The organism is Calothrix sp. FACHB-168, assembly GCF_963889195.1.
GTDB classification, from domain to species: Bacteria; Cyanobacteriota; Cyanobacteriia; order Cyanobacteriales; family Nostocaceae; genus Aulosira; species Aulosira anomala_A.
On the sequence record NZ_CAWPNJ010000041.1, the window covers coordinates 311,222 to 329,653 of the forward strand.

Genomic DNA, 18,432 nt, shown 5'->3' on the forward strand with positions numbered 1-18,432 from the left:
CTGACAATTCGGTTGGAGTGGACGGGTAAAAGAGTCAGCGTTGAATGTCTGCCTAATTGATAACAATATAAAGTGTAATCACTCACTATTCCACAACAGGCGATGTCTCACGACAAGCCGCTTTGCCTCTACGCTTAATTTTCGAGGTTTTCTACAAAGCGATCGCCTCAGTGATAAAATAATCATTTACAGTTAAGTTTATAGCAAAAATTTTGACTATAAGTATTGAGCAAATCCACCAAATTAAAGAAATAATTAGAAAATATAAAAATCTTGAATGTGTTGAATGCGCTCAATCTATCCAAGATTACTTAATATCACAAGGAATTGCTGGAAAGCGGATAAAGCTTTATACAGGTTCAGCAATAGGACGTAATAGTTATATTTATGATGATAGTTTATCAGGAGATGCAATTTCTCTTAACGGTCGTCATCAAGGTGTTGCCATTATAATAAATGAAGTAGAGATTATTTTTGATAATCACCATCTTGATGGACTCACGAGAGAGCAATGGCTAGGTAATTTACAATTTTATAATAAATTATATTCTGGTCAGCAGTTTCAAATTACAGAAGAAAATTTTTAATTATTCAAGATTATGCTAGACAATAACCAGACAACTACTATCACTCTTAATGAATATCTCTATGAAATGTTAGATAAAATTAAACAAAAACCGGGAATATTTTTAGGTAAATACTCAATTACTCGGTTGAGAGCTTTTTTAGATGGATACATGAGTTCTAGAGAAGATTTAGGCTTACCGCCAACTCAACAAGAGATTGAATTTAATCAATTTCCAGATTGGATACAAACAAGATTTAAGATTACTTCTGCGCATGGATGGGATAGTATTATTCTTTTCTATTCTGAGGATGAAAGAGAAGCATTAAATAATTTTTTTGAATTATTTGAGCAATTCCGTAATGGTGAAAATGCTACGAGAGAAGCAATTAATCAAGAACAAGTTATAGAAAGTAAGCATTCATTAATACCTCAGTAGTGCGATCGCACTTCCACAACAGGCGATCGCTTTTTTTGAGGAATGATACAAAGCGATCGCGTTATGAGTATGGCATCATCAAATATTTTTTCAAAGATCCCACAACTTGAGATTGTAGCGGGACTAACCTTATGACCAGTCTAAGCCATCTTTACTATCACCATGAAATTTAGAAATTTCAAAATCTGCTTCTGTTGACTGTTGACTTCCTGAAAACATGCCAAATTGCATTATTTGCTTGTTTATTTGCTTCTTTTTCGGCTCTAAGAAAGTCACAATAACACGGCTTTCTGAAATATCTTCAGGTAATTCAGTCAGTTCTATCTGACCTTGTTTATAAATTCCTTCTATTGATTGCAGCATAATTCTTACTATGGTTCAATTTTCTTGTATATATTAGCTACTCTAACTGAATTTGAGAAAATTTATAATTTTATCAGAGTATGGATGCTCTAACTCTCAATCTAAACCCAGTGATTTAGCTTACAGATGAGCAATTTTTTCAGCTTTGTCAAATAAACGAACTCATCAGATTTGATCTGCGTAGGTTGGGTTGAGGAACGAAACCCAACATTTCCATAGGTTTGTTGGGTTTCACTTCGTTCAACCCAACCTACAATGATCCTTAACTGAACCGTATCAGCTTATAACTCCAGATAGGATTTACCCTGTCAGCCTCTAAGCCTTCTGATAGTGTATTTCCCAAAACTAAAAATCTAAGCTAAAGATGTTTGGTTATAGAAGTTAGGGGGAAATCATGCCTAGCGGTCATGCTAATCATAAAGGTAGTTCTAACAAACCCAATGTTAATGCTAATGGGGTAATTGATGACGCTGTAGATGAAGCAGTAAATCCCGAAGACTTACTACCAGAAGAGTTAACTAATACTGAAACTCTCAGAGTTGATGAAGCTGTTAATTATCCTCCCGCTACTCAACGTCCAGCTAAGGAAGGAAATCAGACAAATAAATAAGCTTTGACGAAGAGAATTTTTAAGTATTTAATCAGAGGCTAAAAATGGAGATATCAAAGATTAAAGAACATCTACCAGTCTATGCAGAAGGCGCTGGTGGTTTAGCAGGAGCATCTGATACACATATTGGTAATGTCGATGCTGTAAAAAATGGTAACTACATCAAATTGACAAAAAATAATGCTCATGATAGAAAACATCACTGGTTTCCTATCAACTGGGTAAGAGCAGTAGTTGAACGTGCTGTATATCTCAATAAGGGAACTCCAAAAAATAAATTATTCCGTTAAACGTTGACAGTTGACAGTTGACGGTTCACGGTTAACAGTCAACCGTCAACAGTGAACAATAGCAATGGAATATTTTTTTACTTGGAAGTCCCTAAAACTGTAGATGAAGCAATGGCGCAATTGCTGAATGAACAGCCTACAGGTGTTTAGTTTTTAGCTATCTGTCCTTGATTTTTGCCCAAATATCTGTATTCATGGAATTTTGAAATCTAAGTTTTCTGATTTTTGGCGCTAAAACCAAGTGTATTGACTAATTGCTGAGGAAATACCAGAAAATCAATTATCGCAAATTGTAGGGGCGGGGTTTTCTCGCCCTTATGAGTTAAAACATGCTGAATAATATGATATGCTAACTTTTTTAATTGACAACGGTTGACACAGATATAAAAACTTCGGGAACAATCTGACCAAGATTGCTGTCATATCTCATATATATACTGAACTAATTAAACTGAACTTATTAATAGGCGCGTATTAGCAGCATAGAAAAGCTCAAGAGCGATCGCAAATAATGCGCGTCTTAAAAATACTTTATCTACGGAATATGACTATAGGCAGGTTTCAAAATATTCAGAAACTATTTCAGTAAATCTGCGTCCTTAAATTATCTCAAGAAACTGAAACGGAAACCCTACCATGACAAATATTTATCGTTGGAAATCAGGAACAGCTGCCTTAATGGCAATGGCAATTACTACAGGTGCAATTACTCCTTTATTTACCTCTGCTCCTGCTAGTGCCCAATTCAATATTAACCAACCCCGAGTAGTTACTATTCCTTCTAATGTAACATTGCCTGTTACTTATGAAAAAGAAAAAGTAATTGTTAATCCAGGGGAAACTTTAGCTTTAACACTGAAGATAGAAAGCGATATTATTGATAGGAACAGAAATGTATTGATTCCTCAAGGAACTGATGTTGTTGGTAGATTAGAACCTGTAACCCTGGGTGGAGTTTATTCAGGTAACAGTAACAGCAACAGTAATAATAACAAAAACAAAGGTGTCCGATTTGTCGCCCAAGAATTAGTATTTCCTTCTGGTCGCCGTCAGCAAATTAATGCTACTTCGCGCACATATTCCCAAACCGAAAGAATTTCCCAAGGTGCAGATACAGGTAATATCTTAACAGATGCTGCTATAGGTGCAGGTGCCGCGACTGTAATTTCACTCCTTACAGGTAACCGCAAAATAGAAGCTTTAGAACCTATAGGTGGTGCAGCTGCTGGTGCTGTAGCAAGTATCCTATTGCGCAAAAGACAAGCTGATGTTTACGTCTTACGCCCTCAGCAAGATTTAGATATCACTTTGACTTCTAGTTTGGCACTATCCCGCTAATAGGCTTAATTAGATTTAAGTCGTGAATTTAATCATCCCTAATGCGCGATCGCTACTTTTTATATGTATGCGATCGCTTATTTTTTTGACTCTTATCTCTGTCAAATTGTTATTTCTTTAACTTGTATTTAATTAACTTATTTACCCCAGTAGTTTTACAGAATATTCCATATTTTAACAAATCCAAGCTTATCCTAAATTTCATCCGGATCGCCGTAGCGTATTTTGAATAAATAAACTCAATATCAATACATAATCTGGTTTAACCATAGGATTATTCCAGATTATATATTGTGCTTTTTTGACTTCATTTATGACTTTATATATATGCCTAGCTCGCCAGTCATGACTTAAGTCACGGTTTCTAAAAAGACCAAATAATTAGGAACATTCACCTCATTAAATTGTCTAATTAGTTAACAACAAAAACAAATAAATTATATTGGACTAAACTCTATGTTTTCTTTAAATCGTTGGCAATCTGGCACTGCTGCACTCATGGCATTGAGCATCACAACAGGTACTGTAGCACCTTTATTTACAGCAGCACCCTCATTTGCTCAAACTACTTTTACTGATGTTTCTTCTAATTATTGGGCAGCAGAATTTATTCAACAATTATCACAAAGAGGTGTAATTGCTGGCTTTCCTGATGGTAGATTCCGTCCAGAAGAACCAGTAACCCGCGCTCAATTTGCTGCTATGGTAAACAAAGCTTTTCAAAAATCACCACAACGGCAAGCAATTAATTTTACAGATGTACCTAGTAACTATTGGGCGTCTAGTGCAATTCAGCAAGCTTACACCATCGGTTTCTTATCAGGATATCCCGGAAATCGCTTTGAACCTAACCAAGCAATTCCCCGTCAACAGGTTTTAGTATCCCTGGCTAACGGTTTAGAATATAGTCCTAATAGTAATGTTGAAAGTACTCTGCAATATTTCAACGATGCTTCTAACATTGCTGACTATGCCCGTAGTCCGATCGCAGCTGCAACTGAAAAACAAATTGTAGTCAACTATCCCAATGTTAAGTTCCTCAATCCTACAAGCACCGCTACCAGGGCACAAGTAGCAGCTTTTATCTATCAAGCTTTGGTTAGTTCTAATCAAGCCTCAGCGATTAACTCACCCTATGTTGTAGCGCTGCAAAATACCACACCCACACCCGTAGCAGTAACAATTCCTCAAGGTACTGCTATCCCTGTGAAGTACGATAAAGCAGAAAAAATTCTTGTAACCAAAACCGAAACCGCACCTTTAACCCTAACAGTCGCGCAAAACGTCGTCACTCAAGACGGTGCGATAGTGATTCCTGCTGGTAGTCAAGTAGTTGGTCAACTCAAACCAGCAGAAGGTGGTTCGCAATTTGTAGCCCAAAAACTAGTGTTAACCACAGGTCAAGAATATCAAGTTAACGCCACCTCTGAGGTCATTAACAAAACAGAAACAGTTAACAAGGGCACAAACGTCGGCACCATCATTAAAGATACCGTCTTGGGCGCAGGAGCCGCAGCTGCTGTATCCGCCGTCACAGGCGATCGCGCGATCGCTACAGAAGAAGTACTCGGTGGCGCAGGTATCGGTGCTTTAATTGGCTTATTCTTCGGTAAAAACAGCGTTGACCTCATCGCCATTGACCCCGACACCGACCTACAAATGACCATTAATCAAAACTTGTTGGTTTCGTTGAGATAGAGACGCGATTAATTGCGTCTGTACAATTGTCAGTTGTTGAATTTTCATTAAACTTTTGACTATTGACCATTGACTCTTGACTCTTGACTAATTCTCAACTTCTGGCAACCAAATTATAAAAGTTGTTCCCGGTGCCTTGGGTGATGCGATTGTGGAATTAATTGCAGGGCTAAAGACTTCAATCTTACCCTGCATTTGCTCTATTAATTGTTTTGCGATCGCTAATCCCAAACCAGTACCAGGAATTTCTGTTTGCGCCTGTACGCCTCGGTAATGACGTTCGCCAATATGTGCTAAATCTTCTGGGGGAATACCAGGGCCTGTATCGCTAATAGCAATTCCCTGTAAATTATCTTGCTCTTGCCCTACCTGAAGCAAAATTTTCCCACCGGAGGGAGTGTATTTCAAAGCATTATCTAAAATATTGCTCAATACTTCTCGTAAAGCCTTGACATTCACGTGGACTAAAGGTAGGTTTCGCGGAATTTTAGTTATGAGTTGCAGCTTTCGTTCTTGAGCAATTGCTTTAGCCGATACTAATAACGGCGTTAATATTTCCACTAAAGCACAGTCAGTTGCTTGTTCTCCTGTTCCTGGTAATAACAGGGGAAGTTTTGCTTCTTGATGAATGGTAGCTTCTACAACGACTTCATTTTCCGGAAGCGATCGCTGTGCTACATCTGGAGGTGCTAAGTCAATTACTTGGTCAAACTGTAGCAGTAATTCTTGCAAGCGATCGCTTTCTCTGATGATATTACCAGCCACATCGCGATTCGCATCCCCCGCCCGCAAGCGCTTCATGAGCAGCTTTCCAAACGTCCTAATGGCTGTTAAAGGATTGCGAAACTGGTGTAGGAGGTTATCAAGCAAATCTCGCTGCTGTTCTTGCAGGATTTGTTGTTGATGCAATTGCTGCTGTAACCAGGCACGACGCTGATCTAAAATACAAGCGATCGCTAAAGTTTGAGCTATTCTTTGAATTTCGCTTTGTTCCTGCTCATTCCAAGCTCTATCTTCCCTACCTGTTACTAATAACCCCATCATTACACCCTCATGAATTAAGGGTAAAACAATTTGGTTTTCACTCAGTAAATATTCCTCTGAAGTCTCAGGTTCCTGTGATGAATTTGTCGATTCTACCCTACCTGTTAATAATTTTCCCTGATTCGCTGGTAATGCCAAAACATTTTGTACTGTCAGTTCTTCCGGCATTTTGGCATCAGCAGTTCCTTCAAATTTCCGTAATATAGCTGTCTCTGGATATACCACCACCGGAATTAGTTTGGCCTCCCCTGTGGGAGCATCCACCAATTCTTGCGTTAAGTAGACAATACTCAACGATGCTCCTAGCCCTTGGGTCAATAGCGCTATTTGCTCTTGGCATAGAGCAACAAAATCAGAACTGGCAGACATTAACATTTTTCAGATTTTGCTCTAGTTTATAGAAATTGGGGGTAAATTAAAGAAGAGGGTTATTTTGTTCCTCACCCATTTAATAAAGCTTAACTAAATCTTCTTAGTAATGCTTTGTCTCAGGGAATTATATATTCCCTAATTTTGATTTATCTTGTTTTCAAGAGATTATTTCAGTTGTATCAATACTTTAAAAACTGTTGATTTTTTGAACTAGAACTTATATAATTACGACGGATTTTGTAGCTATCACTACAATCTATAGCTTGAAAGAGGAGGAAAATAGGTTGGCAAGGAGACGGAAACGGAAAAGTCGTCGTCGCCAAGAAGGGCGTCGAATTCTAGAGCATGTGCCTCAATATAGCATCGAAAGTGGCGAAGAAAAACCTGTGACAGCAGCCAGAAAATTTATTCAAGCTGAAGGTATCGCGCCACCTGCGTTGCTACTTGTGAAACGGAACGAACACACCACAGACCGGTATTTCTGGGCAGAAAAGGGACTGTTTGGTGCTCAATACGTAGAAGAGAACCATTTCTTGTTTCCCAGCCTGAGGGTATTAGAACCTCCCGCCGGTCAGGAAACCCTAGCTTTAGCTAGTCGTTGAACTACAAATGGTTATCTTACGCCTTAATGTTACTTCTGACAATCATTTAACTGGCAAAATTGCTGGCGTTATGCAAAAGTTTGATTTGACTTTGTAGCTGAGTTGCCAGTTGGGCTATTCCAGGTAATGGGAAAATCGACTTGTTTCAAACCAAGCTAGTTTGCATGGGTTGATTGATAGCTTTGTAATCGATACAGAAGTCAGCATAGAGCGAAAAGTGTTTCCTAGCGGGAGCTAAATTGCACGTTTATTTGGTAGATGGCTTAGGACACTCTGTCAACTGCTATAGTTATTTCCCTACGATCTCGTATCGTAGGGAAACTGACATCTTATAGATTCTAATTTCAGATTCCTAGTGTGTGTTTCCGGAAAATTCAGACAGAAGTCAGCATATCATACCCAAAAGATGTGCAGAAATTGAAAATTCATCAAATAGCTTTTAACTGTAGTGCCTTCTGCAACTCTGTGAGTTCGTCTCGATGAGCAATTACAGTTATTTTACTTGAGGATTGTTGCTGATTCGGGTTTGATTCCAGTTTGAGCGACACTTTCTCAAGTCTTCCGGCTTTCTTCCAATAAAAAATACCACTCATAGGTGAGAGCAGTAGTAGCCCAAAAAATAGGCTATGAACACTCGGAAAAAGTATTGACAAAACCAGAGACAAACAAACCAAACCAGCAAATGCTAGCAGTGTCAAAAACACAGCTAGAAACCAGCTTGGTTTAACAAACCCTTCAAAAGTCACTTGGTTTTGTTCACGATCTACTGCTGCCACTCGATAAGAACGGGAGCGAAAATACTCCTTAAGTTGAGGCATCAAAGTGGCTTCATCTTGCTCAGAGATCAGTTGTGCTGTCTGAGTACGCTCTTTAGTAGAAGCGCGAATAAAGAAAAACAGCCCAACCGACAACAACAAGGTAAGTAGAAACGTGGATGGCAGAATAGCAGTATCCATAACTAAAACAGGTACTATTTGATTGGAGGCGACTTATTCATTTCATTATTAATTATTCGTTACTTTGTTCGTTGATTGATGTACTCGATCCAAAGCCGAGCTAAATCTTGCGATTGAGCCTGCCATTCTGGAGAAACTTGGTACATCCGCCTCGGGCGTCCCCGCCCTTCGAGTTTCTTCCAGTATCCATCTATTGCCCTTTGGTCTTCGAGAAATTTAATCGCACTATACAGTACGGTATCCGAAAGCCGATAGGTTGGATATTCATTCTCCAGTCGCTGGATCAACTCGGTTCCGTAAGATTCACCTTGCAGTAAAACATACAGAATGTAACAAACTGCTAGTTCCTGACAGAGGTAAGTTGGCGGAGGATTCTCAAAGAATTGATATATATCCTCAAGTTTCATGGTTAGGGAATGGCTAAAAAATGCCTTAGGGTGAGAACTAAAATGCTGGTAGCCAGTATATAGCGATACTTTTTCTAAGTAAGGATATAGCGCTACTTAGGCATAATTTACAAACGTAGACAAGACAAGGCTGTCCTACATCAGTTGAAGTTGTAGGACTATTGTGTGAGTTTCAGGGAAACAGAAAATGCATCCCTGCCCAAGCTCAAGACGATGTGGTGAGGAGCGATTTAAGATATTGGCAAAGCCAACACCTTGGTGTCAAGTGATGCCGAGCTGGTTAGAACTGCTTAAGCATAAGATGCCATCGATGAAATTTTACAGGTAAAATGCAATTTTGTCTGTAAAAGTTAATAAACACTTTTTTTACAATGATTATCCCAGTGCAGACCGTAGAATATGGGGGCTAGGGGCTAGGGGCTAGGGGCGGCTAGGAAGTAGGGACTAGGGACTAGGGGCTAGGGGCTAGGAACTAGGAACTAGGTGTGAGGAGCTAAATCTGGGATAATAATTACTCTTGCCACTACCAATGCCCAATGCCCAATGCCCAATGCCCAATGCCCCATGCCCATATATGTTAAAAGTGCCTAGTAAATTGGTAACAGCTTATGTCGCAAAATCCTGACATTACATCGTCTTCTAATATTCGAGCAATTGGTCAGAAGTTTCGCCTAATAGGTTGGATCAGTTTTTGGATACAGCTGGTATTAGGTGTAGTTTCTGGTGTGATTTTGCTGTTATTTGCCATCTCTAGTCAAAGACCTGGAAGTACAGGTAATAATGCAGGCGCAGGATTTGGCATTTTTTTGGCAATTTGCGGGCTAGTTACCTTGGGTGTAGGAATTTATTTAGCTTTTCGTTACAGCAGACTAGGTACTCAACTCTTATCTGGTAATCCCAACAACCGACCACGTAAAAGCGAAACTATACAAGTATTGCGTTTAGGTGTAATGGTAAATTTAGTTGGGATTCTGTTGACTCTTTTAGGGGCACAGGCGATCGTTGGAACTTTAGCCGCCAGAGCAATTACCCAAACTCAATTTATCTTTTCGCCTCAAGGTAACCAACCATTCATTAGCGGTTTGGATATGTTTGTCGTCCAAGCAAATACCAATACTGTAATGGCTCACTTTGCAGGCTTGATTGCATCGTTGTGGCTACTCAATCGGGTTAGTAAGCCTTAGTCAATAGTCAGAGACGCGATGAACCCTTGTCTGTACAATTGTCCTCCTTCCCATGCCCAATGCCCCATGCCCAATGCCCCATGCCCATTTTCATGCTAGGTTTGACAATATACGAGATTTCATTAAATTTTGTATTGTAAATCCTGTGCTGTTATACCAAAATCAGGATATGCTGATGTGTTGGCAGGAAATACTAGGCAAAAGATAAAAGAAAAATCTGTGCTGGATATTAAGCAAATACGAGAAAATCCCCAATTAGTTCAAGAACGCTTGAATAACCGTAGTGGTAAATACGATATTCAACCAATATTAGAGTTAAATCAAAAACAACGGGAATTGGAAGGCACTCGCAGTCAACTCCAAGCCCGGAGTAATGAAATTGGTAAGATTGTTGGGCAAAAGATTAAATCTGGAATTGATGCACAGTCGCCAGAAATTCAATCTTTGCGGGATGAGGGTAATTCGGTCAAGGCTCAATTGAGCGAACTAGAACCGCAAGAAAAAGCGATTAAAGCGGAAATTGAGCAATTGGTGCTTGCACTTCCTAATTTACCCAGCGAGTCTACACCCGTTGGTAAAAGTGAAGAAGAGAATATAGAAGTTCGGCGTTGGGGTGATGAATATATTCCTCAAAACCCAAATATTCTCCCCCATTGGGAAATTGGCGAAAAGCTAGGTATTTTGAATGTGGCGCGGGCTGTGAAAATTGCCCAAAGTCGCTTTGTCAACCTCATCGGTGCTGGCGCAGCGCTGGAAAGGGCGTTAATTCAATTTATGCTGGCGCGTCAAATTGAAGCGGGTTATTTAGAAGTCAGTCCGCCGATTTTGGTAAATAGCGAGTCTTTAACAGCAACCGGTCAATTACCCAAGTTTGCTGAAGATAGCTTTAAATGTGCTGATGATGATTTGTGGTTAATTCCCACAGCAGAAGTTCCCGTAACGAATCTGTATCGCGGAGAAATTCTGGATGCGGAAGATTTACCTATTTACCATTGTGCTTATACTCCCTGTTTTCGGCGCGAGGCTGGGAGTTATGGGCGCGATATGCGGGGATTAATTCGCCTGCATCAATTCAATAAAGTGGAATTGGTAAAATTTGTGCATCCGAGTAGTTCTTTTGATGAACTAGAAAAACTGGTAGGAAATGCAGAAGCGATTTTACAAGCTTTGCGATTACCTTACCGAGTCATCAATTTATGTACGGGGGATTTAGGATTTTCTGCTACCAAAACCTACGATTTAGAGGTTTGGTTACCTTCAGCAGGGAAATACCGAGAAATTTCTAGCTGTTCTAATTTTATTGATTTCCAAGCACGACGGGCGGATATTCGCTTTAAGGAAGCAGGTAAAAAAGGTACACAGTTTGTTCATACCCTCAATGGTTCTGGTTTGGCTGTAGGTAGAACTATGGCAGCAATTTTGGAGAATTATCAACAGCCAGATGGGACTGTATTAATACCAGAAGTCCTGCAACCTTATTTAGGGAGGGAAGTATTGTAATCATTGGTCATTGGTCATTTGTCAAGAATTTCTGGACTGTTGACGGTTGACGGTTGACGGTTGACTGTTGACTGTTGACTGTTGACTGTTGACTGTTGACTATTGACCTTAAGACGGAAAATGATCAATTTCAGCAATCAAGACCAATGCTAACGATTGACACATTTTAGAATGGGAATATGTATATAGCTTAATATCTTGTTTGATCTATGTCAGTTTTAGCAGCGATCGCAGTTTTGGCTGTTTTGATCTTGGTACACGAACTAGGACATTTCATTGCAGCACGTTCTCAGGGCATTCATGTTAACCGGTTTTCTTTAGGTTTTGGCCCGGTTCTTTGGAAATACCAAGGTACAGAAACCGAATATGCTATCCGCGCTTTTCCTTTGGGCGGCTTTGTCGGCTTTCCTGATGATGATCCAGATAGCGATATTCCCCCCAATGACCCGAATCTGCTGCGTAACCGTCCTATATTAGATAGAGCGATCGTCATCAGTGCAGGTGTGATCGCCAATTTAATATTTGCCTATTTGCTGTTGGTGGGACAAGTTAGTTTTGTTGGTGTAGGACATGCTAATCAACCCGGCGTTTTTATTCAACATTTAGCACCAAACGCCAGCCCTGTAGCAGCAAATGCGGGAATTAAACCAGGAGATGTCATATTATCGGCTAATCAAAGAAAATTTGGCACTTCTTTGCAAGAAATCGACGCTTTTAGAGATTTAATTAAAACTAGTGCAGGTAAGCCAGTTGAACTAGAAATTGCTCGTGGCGATCAAAAGCTATCGCTCACTGTGGTGCCAGAAGCAAAATCCAAAGGCGGTACAATTGGTATTGAGCTTTCTCCCAATGGTAAAGTTGAGCGTCGTCGTATTTCTAACCCGATTGAAGCTTTATCAGTTGGTGCGACTGAATTTCAGCGCATTGTGCTGATGACTTTTAAAGGTTTTGGACAGCTAATTACTAACTTTGGTGAAACTGCAAGCCAAGTAGCTGGCCCGGTGAAAATTGTGGAAATTGGTGCTAACATTGCCCAAAATGATACCGGCAGTTTGTTCTTCTTTGCGGCATTAATCAGCATTAACTTAGCAATCATCAACATTTTGCCCCTACCTGCTTTAGATGGCGGACAACTGGCTTTTCTGTTGATCGAAGGTTTAAGCGGTAAGCCCTTACCTATGCGCATTCAAGAAGGTGTTATGCAAACAGGTTTGGTGCTACTGTTAGGTCTAGGTATTTTCCTGATTGTTAAAGAAACTACTCAATTAACCATACAGTTGGAGTGGGTACAAAAATTGTTCCAGTGATTGCTACTCGCAAACCCTCATCTAAGAAGCAACGAGCGCTAGAAATTTTAACTCGCTTGCAGCGTCTTTATCCAGATGCAACTTGCTCTTTGAATTATGAAACACCTGTGCAGCTATTGGTAGCAACGATATTGTCTGCACAGTGTACTGATGAACGAGTAAATAAAGTTACACCAGCTTTATTTGCTCGCTTTCCTGATGCTGAAAGCTTGGCTAATGCTGATTTGACAGAGTTGGAAGAATTGGTACGTTCGACAGGATTTTATCGAAATAAGGCGAAGAATATTCAAGGCGCTTGCCGAAAGATTGTTGCTGAGTTTAACTCTGTAGTTCCCAATACAATGGAGCAACTATTAACGCTTCCTGGGGTAGCGCGGAAGACTGCTAATGTGGTTTTAGCTCATGCTTATGGAATTAATGCTGGTGTGACTGTTGATACTCACGTTAAACGCCTAAGCAATCATTTAGGTTTGACAAAACATACAGATCCCGTTCAGATTGAACGAGATTTGATGAAGTTATTGCCACAAGCAGATTGGGAAAATTGGTCAATTCGCTTGATTTATCACGGAAGGGCTGTGTGTAAAGCTCGTTCTCCCTTATGTGTTGCTTGTGAATTAGCAGATTTGTGCCCAAATGCTAATAAGCCAACGTCAGTAGGATAAGCTATAATAGCAGCCCTAGAATTGCTAGGAATTAAGGTTAAAAACCTTTCCTAACTGTAGAATGGAAAATGCTGTCTTTAAATAAATTAGAGAGTGTATGGCCAAAAAGAGCATGATTGAGCGCGAGAAAAAACGCGCTAAGTTGGTAGAAAAGTATGCTGAGAAGCGGGAAGCGTTACAGTTAGACTTCCAAAATGCTGAATCTCCCCTAGACAAGTTAGAAATTCACCGCAAAATTCAACAATTACCCCGTAACAGCGCACCTAACCGTCGCCGTAACCGTTGCTGGGTAACAGGTCGTCCTAGAGGTGTATATCGTGACTTTGGGCTATCTCGGAACGTCCTGCGGGAATGGGCGCACGAAGGTTTATTACCCGGAGTGGTTAAGTCTAGCTGGTAGTCAATAGTCATTGGTCAATAGTCAATGGTTTTGAACTTTTGACTATGGACTTTTGACTATGGACTTTGTTTATTGACCGCAACACCGATCGATTCCCAAACTTTCTAAGAGTAGATCGCTGACGGCGTTAGCGATCGCAAACTCTCCATAAAAGCTTTTAGAAAAATCAAAGGCCTGCATCTCTGTAACAATGGCAATTACTAGGGAACCAAGGTCGTTTTCTCCTTCCATGCGTTGACGGACAAAAATCTGGGTGGCGCGTTGAGCAATTTTGCGATTAACTGTTTCTGGGAGAAATTCTGTATCCAGCCATCGTAGCAGGCTTTGTTGTAGCCATTCGCCTTCAAGCTGGGGATTTTCGGATGGTGGTAGAGTGATTGGTGGAATTGGTTCTGTCATTTTTTTTAAACGCAGAGGGATACAAAGAGAAATGTATGGGAACGCAGGGGATGGCTGTTACCATCGAATTGCGTTCTGAATATGTTTTTTATTGCAATCTGCACTATGGAATATGATATCGCTGCGATTATTCAAGGTTATGCTCAAGGCTATTTTCTCATGGCTGATGACTATGGAGGCTTGGGGTGGTATGGTAGCCGCGATCGCACATTGATTCCTTTAGATGACAGATTTCGCTATCCTAAATCTCTGCGACGTGTTTTAAACCAAGAACGGTTTACAGTCGCTATTAACCGTGATTTTCCGGCGGTGGTAGCTGGTTGCGCTAACCGCGAGACTACTTGGATTTCAGCAGAATTAAAGGAAATATATCAGCTACTTTACCAGCATGGTTACGCCTTTAGTTTTGAAACTTGGCAAGGTAACGAACTTGCTGGGGGAATTTTAGGAATTGCGATCGCAGGTGCTTTTATTGGCGAATCGATGTTTTACCGCATTCCTGAAGGCTCAAAAGTAGCAATGGTAAAGTTGGTGGAGAGATTGCGTCAAAAGCAATTTGTGCTGTTTGACGCACAAATGATGAATCCCCATTTGGCGCGATTTGGTGCTTATAGAGTTGGCGATAAAGAATATCAAGCCTTACTTCGTAAAGCATTGCAAAGCCCTTGCAATTTCAAGTAAGTCCTTTTCACTGCAATTTAGGCTAATAAGCATAAAAGGACTACGAAAAAGTGAGTTAGCAATCAGCAAAATCAAGCAAATTGCTGCTTTGATTTATTGCATGTTAGTAACTATTCAAAATTAAAGAAATCATGAAGTAAATGTGTTTTAAAATACATTGATTTCATAGAAAACTATATATTTCAGGTTACTAAAATAGAGGAATGCATAAATTTTATTTTTAGTAAAATTTCCATACACTATACCTGCAATAATGATAAATTACCAATCAGTTCGTCGGAGTCAGTTGATTTGCTCTAATATTCTGACTGCATTCATTATGTTGGCTGGCAGAGCACAGTGAGTAATATATTGTGTATTATTATGGGTTTGTCATGATTATTAAAAAAGCATTTCGGTGATTATTCAAAAAAATACTATTGAAGAATGAACCTGTTAAATGTGAAATTAATTCTTAGGAGAAATTATTTTAATGAATTGTCAGAAAAATATATTGTTGCAAGATTCGCATTTATTAAATGCAGCGATCGCTCTAGGAAATCAAAGCGATAAAATCAACTACATCAGCAGCTTAAATGTAGCAGTGGGTAAAGTGTTGGTAGTGTTCGATAGTCGGGTTTGCGATCTGCCAACTTTTTTAAATGGGTTAGTTGAAGGAGCAATACCCCATATTTTAGGAGCAGATGAAGATGCGCTGACAACTATTACCCAACTATTAACGAAAACGGGAGCGAAGCAATTAGCGATCGTTGCTCACGGCGAACCAGGTGTAATGTACATTGGTGCAAATCCCCTGAATCTAGAGCAATTGCATAGGAAAGCTTACCTGCTACAAGAATGGGGTATAGAAGAAATTGCGCTGTATAGTTGTGAGGTAGCGAAAGGCGATCGCGGTCAAGCCTTTATTCATAATTTCAGCCAAATGACTGGGGCCAACATTGCTGCATCTGCAACCAAGATTGGTAACAATAATCTTGGCGGAAATTGGCATCTGGAAATTGCAACCGCACCAATAAATCCCAGATTGGCATTTTTGCCTTCAGTTCTATCTCAGTATCGTGCGACCTTAGGTAACGAATTTCGCGTCAATACTACAACTAATGGCGATCAGTGGTATTCTTCGGTAACGGCATTATCAGATGGTGGCTTTGTTGTCACATGGTCATCATCTGTCGGTGACGGCAATGGTTGGGGCATTTATGGGCAACGCTATAACGCCAGTGGAGCAGCTATTGGCTCCCAATTTCTCATTAACACCACTACCGCCAATGACCAGCAGTATTCTTCAGTAACGGCACTATCAGATGGTGGCTTTGTTGTTACATGGTCATCGAATGGTCAGGACGGTAATGGTTGGGGCATCTATGGTCGACGCTATAATGCTAGTGGAACTGCTGGCTCCGCATTTCTTATTAACACCACTACCGCCAATGACCAGTTGTATTCTTCAGTAACGGCACTGTCGGATGGTGGTTTTGTGGTTACCTGGTCATCAAATGGTCAGGACGGTAATGGTTGGGGCATTTATGGTCGGCGCTATAATGCCAGTGGAACTGCTGGCTCTCAATTTCTCATTAACACCACTACCACCAATGACCAGCAGTATTCTTCAGTAACGGCGCTGTCGGATGGTGGCTTTGTTGTTACCTGGTCATCAAATGGTCAGGACGGTAATGGTTGGGGTATCTATGGGCAACGCTATAACGCCAGTGGAGCCGTTGCTGGTTCCCAATTTCGCATTAACACCACCACCAACGGCGATCAGCAATATTCATCGGTAGCAGGGCTTGCGGATAGTAGCTTTGTTGTTACATGGTCATCATCTGTCGGTGACAGCAGTGGTTGGGGCATCTTTGGGCAACGCTATAACACCAATGGTACAGCAGAAGGCTTGCAATTTCGCATTAACACCACTACCACCAACGATCAGCTGTATTCTTCAGTAACAGCATTGTCCGTTTCGGACGGAGGCTTTGTCGTCATCTGGTCATCATCTGGACAAGACGGCAATGGTTGGGGCGTTTATGGGCGACGCTATAACGCCAGTGGCACAGCAATTGGCACTGAGTTTTTAATTAATCAGACAACCTCCGGCGACCAGTGGAATCAAACTTTTGCAAATGGGACTTACAGTGTTGATCAGCTTGCTAATGGCAATTTAGTAGTCACCTGGTATGGTAACGGTTCCGGTGATAGTACAGGAGTGTTTGCCCGCATCTTCGAGCCTCCGGTACTGGACTTAAATGGTAACACCACTGGCAACGACTTTAGTGCCACCTTTACCGAAGATGCAGCTGCAACTAGCATCGTCAGCACAGTCACTAGTGGGTTGACTTTAAGCGAACCTGAGAATCAAAATATTTTCTCGGCTACCATCACCATTACCAACTTACTTGACGGCAATGCCGAATCCTTAGCTGCTAATACATCAGGCACAGGTATTACAGCCTCCTACAACACAACAACTGGAACGCTAACGTTAACTGGTACAGTAGCCGCCTCAGTTTATCAAACAGTGCTGCGAAGCATTACCTACAGAAACACCTCTCAAAACCCAAACACCACACCTAGAAACATTAGCTTTGTTGTTACGGATATTAGCGGTACAACTAGCATTGACCGAATCTCAACCGTTAGCGTCATCTCAGTTAACGATGCACCTTCTGGCAGCAATAAAACAATTACAACGAATGAGGACACAGCCTATATCTTTACTGTGTCTGATTTTGGCTTCAGTGATATTGAGAATCATGCCTTTAATCGTGTTCGCATCACTACAGTTCCCGCAGCCGGTAATCTCACCCTCAATGATGCTGCCGTCATAGCAGGTACTTTTATAAATGTCAGCGACATTATTGCGGGCAATTTTCGATTCACCCCTGCTCTCAACGCGAATGGCAACAATTATGCATTGTTCACCTTCCAAGTAGAAGATAACGGTGGCACTGCTAATAATGGAGTAAATCTAGATCAAAGTCCCAACAGCATCACGATTGACGTTACTCCAGTTAACGACGATCCAGTTTTGACGCCGCCTAATCCTATCGCTTATTTTGATACTGCTAATGATGATAATTTTCTGCCTGTAACTGGTACGCTCACTATTACTGCTGAAGATGCTGGTCAAACTTTAACCTATGGATTGGTTGGCGCGATCGCAGACTCTACCTTGAGTGGTTTTACCCTTTCCAAAACTGGCACCTACGGTAAGCTTTACCTCAACAGCAGTACAGGCGCTTATCGATTTGTTTCCAATGACACAGCTATTGAATCGCTCAAAACAAATACCTCTGAATCCTTTATAGTCACTGTCACCAATGGAGATGGTGGTACAGATTCCAAATCACTCAACATCGATCTAACAGGCGTTAATGATACACCAACACTTACTGCTACTGTTAGCGCCGCTAGCTACATCGACACGGCGAATAATGACAGTTTCAACGCTATCAGTGGACAACTTATCAGCAGCGACAGAGATAGCGATGATAGTTTCACCTATGGCATAGTTGGCGGTACTGATAACGCTACAACAAGTACCAAAGTTGGGAATTACGGTACCTTAAGCCTAAACAAAACCACAGGCGCATACACCTTTACTCCCGATGACGC

The 18,432-nt window shown here is 40.8% G+C and carries 20 protein-coding genes; 14 read left to right on the top strand and 6 right to left on the bottom strand.

The window, feature by feature from the left end:
- Nucleotides 1–212 precede the first annotated feature (212 nt).
- Together AACW45_RS24485 and AACW45_RS24490 are read left to right on the top strand one after the other, a co-directional pair.
- The gene (locus AACW45_RS24485; RefSeq protein ID WP_199330966.1) at nt 213–587 is read left to right on the top strand and encodes a papain fold toxin domain-containing protein; all 375 of its coding nucleotides are present in this window, start codon (nt 213–215) and stop codon (nt 585–587) included.
- Between the two features lie 12 nt (nt 588–599).
- Nucleotides 600–1,004 carry a hypothetical protein gene (locus AACW45_RS24490; RefSeq protein WP_190629220.1) on the top strand — a complete coding sequence of 135 codons (405 nt, stop codon included), beginning with the start codon at nt 600–602 and terminating at the stop codon, nt 1,002–1,004.
- A gap of 129 nt (nt 1,005–1,133) precedes the next feature.
- Here AACW45_RS24490 and AACW45_RS24495 read toward each other — a convergent pair whose 3' ends face one another.
- The gene (locus AACW45_RS24495; protein WP_190629223.1) at nt 1,134–1,367 is read right to left on the bottom strand and encodes a hypothetical protein; all 234 of its coding nucleotides are present in this window, start codon (nt 1,365–1,367) and stop codon (nt 1,134–1,136) included.
- Nucleotides 1,368–1,761: 394 nt separating this feature from the next.
- Between AACW45_RS24495 and AACW45_RS24500 the strand changes: the two genes are divergently transcribed.
- From AACW45_RS24500 to AACW45_RS24515, 4 genes are all read left to right on the top strand, one after another.
- Nucleotides 1,762–1,977, top strand: a complete 216-nt coding sequence (locus AACW45_RS24500) for a hypothetical protein (protein ID WP_190629225.1) — start codon at nt 1,762–1,764, stop codon at nt 1,975–1,977.
- Nucleotides 1,978–2,021: 44 nt separating this feature from the next.
- Nucleotides 2,022–2,267, top strand: a complete 246-nt coding sequence (locus tag AACW45_RS24505) for a DUF2171 domain-containing protein (protein WP_190629226.1) — start codon at nt 2,022–2,024, stop codon at nt 2,265–2,267.
- 636 nt (nt 2,268–2,903) lie between these two features.
- Nucleotides 2,904–3,605, top strand: a complete 702-nt coding sequence (locus tag AACW45_RS24510) for a conjugal transfer protein TrbI (RefSeq protein ID WP_190629228.1) — start codon at nt 2,904–2,906, stop codon at nt 3,603–3,605.
- Nucleotides 3,606–4,061: 456 nt separating this feature from the next.
- Nucleotides 4,062–5,303 carry an S-layer homology domain-containing protein gene (locus tag AACW45_RS24515; RefSeq protein ID WP_190629230.1) on the top strand — a complete coding sequence of 414 codons (1,242 nt, stop codon included), beginning with the start codon at nt 4,062–4,064 and terminating at the stop codon, nt 5,301–5,303.
- Between the two features lie 87 nt (nt 5,304–5,390).
- On the opposite strand, the gene AACW45_RS24520 is transcribed toward AACW45_RS24515, so the two are convergent.
- Nucleotides 5,391–6,722, bottom strand: coding sequence for a sensor histidine kinase (locus tag AACW45_RS24520; protein ID WP_190629232.1), 1,332 nt, complete (start codon nt 6,720–6,722; stop codon nt 5,391–5,393).
- A 281-nt stretch (nt 6,723–7,003) separates the two neighbouring features.
- Between AACW45_RS24520 and AACW45_RS24525 the strand changes: the two genes are divergently transcribed.
- The gene (locus AACW45_RS24525; RefSeq protein ID WP_096642104.1) at nt 7,004–7,321 is read left to right on the top strand and encodes a DUF3155 domain-containing protein; all 318 of its coding nucleotides are present in this window, start codon (nt 7,004–7,006) and stop codon (nt 7,319–7,321) included.
- A 428-nt stretch (nt 7,322–7,749) separates the two neighbouring features.
- Here AACW45_RS24525 and AACW45_RS24530 read toward each other — a convergent pair whose 3' ends face one another.
- Both AACW45_RS24530 and AACW45_RS24535 read right to left on the bottom strand, forming a co-directional pair.
- On the bottom strand, nt 7,750–8,277 hold the full coding sequence (locus tag AACW45_RS24530) for a cofactor assembly of complex C subunit B (RefSeq protein WP_190629234.1): 528 nt from the start codon (nt 8,275–8,277) through the stop codon (nt 7,750–7,752).
- A 59-nt stretch (nt 8,278–8,336) separates the two neighbouring features.
- Complete coding sequence (locus tag AACW45_RS24535) at nt 8,337–8,684, bottom strand: PadR family transcriptional regulator (RefSeq protein WP_190629236.1); 348 nt, start codon at nt 8,682–8,684, stop codon at nt 8,337–8,339.
- 608 nt (nt 8,685–9,292) lie between these two features.
- Between AACW45_RS24535 and AACW45_RS24540 the strand changes: the two genes are divergently transcribed.
- On the top strand, nt 9,293–9,868 hold the full coding sequence (locus AACW45_RS24540; protein ID WP_096642101.1) for a DUF3611 family protein: 576 nt from the start codon (nt 9,293–9,295) through the stop codon (nt 9,866–9,868).
- A gap of 219 nt (nt 9,869–10,087) precedes the next feature.
- A complete protein-coding gene (gene serS, locus AACW45_RS24545) occupies nt 10,088–11,368 on the top strand; it encodes a serine--tRNA ligase (RefSeq protein WP_190629238.1) in 1,281 nt (426 codons plus the stop codon).
- A gap of 14 nt (nt 11,369–11,382) precedes the next feature.
- Here the strand turns inward: serS and AACW45_RS24550 are convergent, their stop codons facing one another.
- Nucleotides 11,383–11,505, bottom strand: coding sequence for a hypothetical protein (locus tag AACW45_RS24550; RefSeq protein WP_277880209.1), 123 nt, complete (start codon nt 11,503–11,505; stop codon nt 11,383–11,385).
- A 72-nt stretch (nt 11,506–11,577) separates the two neighbouring features.
- Here AACW45_RS24550 and rseP point away from each other — a divergent pair, with 72 nt between their 5' ends.
- The 3 genes from rseP to rpsN all read left to right on the top strand — a co-directional run bounded on the left by rseP (nt 11,578) and on the right by rpsN (nt 13,740).
- The gene (gene rseP / locus AACW45_RS24555; RefSeq protein WP_190629239.1) at nt 11,578–12,675 is read left to right on the top strand and encodes an RIP metalloprotease RseP; all 1,098 of its coding nucleotides are present in this window, start codon (nt 11,578–11,580) and stop codon (nt 12,673–12,675) included.
- A complete protein-coding gene (gene nth, locus AACW45_RS24560; RefSeq protein WP_190629242.1) occupies nt 12,651–13,340 on the top strand; it encodes an endonuclease III in 690 nt (229 codons plus the stop codon). The genes rseP and nth overlap by 25 nt, the downstream gene beginning before the upstream one ends.
- Nucleotides 13,341–13,437: 97 nt before the next feature.
- Nucleotides 13,438–13,740, top strand: coding sequence for a 30S ribosomal protein S14 (rpsN, locus tag AACW45_RS24565; protein WP_167724537.1), 303 nt, complete (start codon nt 13,438–13,440; stop codon nt 13,738–13,740).
- A 69-nt stretch (nt 13,741–13,809) separates the two neighbouring features.
- Here the strand turns inward: rpsN and AACW45_RS24570 are convergent, their stop codons facing one another.
- Nucleotides 13,810–14,139: a hypothetical protein gene (locus AACW45_RS24570; protein ID WP_190548100.1), complete on the bottom strand. Its 330-nt coding sequence runs from the start codon at nt 14,137–14,139 to the stop codon at nt 13,810–13,812.
- 105 nt (nt 14,140–14,244) lie between these two features.
- Here AACW45_RS24570 and aat point away from each other — a divergent pair, with 105 nt between their 5' ends.
- Both aat and AACW45_RS24580 read left to right on the top strand, forming a co-directional pair.
- A complete protein-coding gene (gene aat, locus AACW45_RS24575) occupies nt 14,245–14,820 on the top strand; it encodes a leucyl/phenylalanyl-tRNA--protein transferase (RefSeq protein WP_190629243.1) in 576 nt (191 codons plus the stop codon).
- 472 nt (nt 14,821–15,292) lie between these two features.
- Nucleotides 15,293–18,432 (top strand): DUF4347 domain-containing protein (locus AACW45_RS24580; protein ID WP_190629245.1); only part of this gene is annotated, 3,140 nt, incomplete at its 3' end.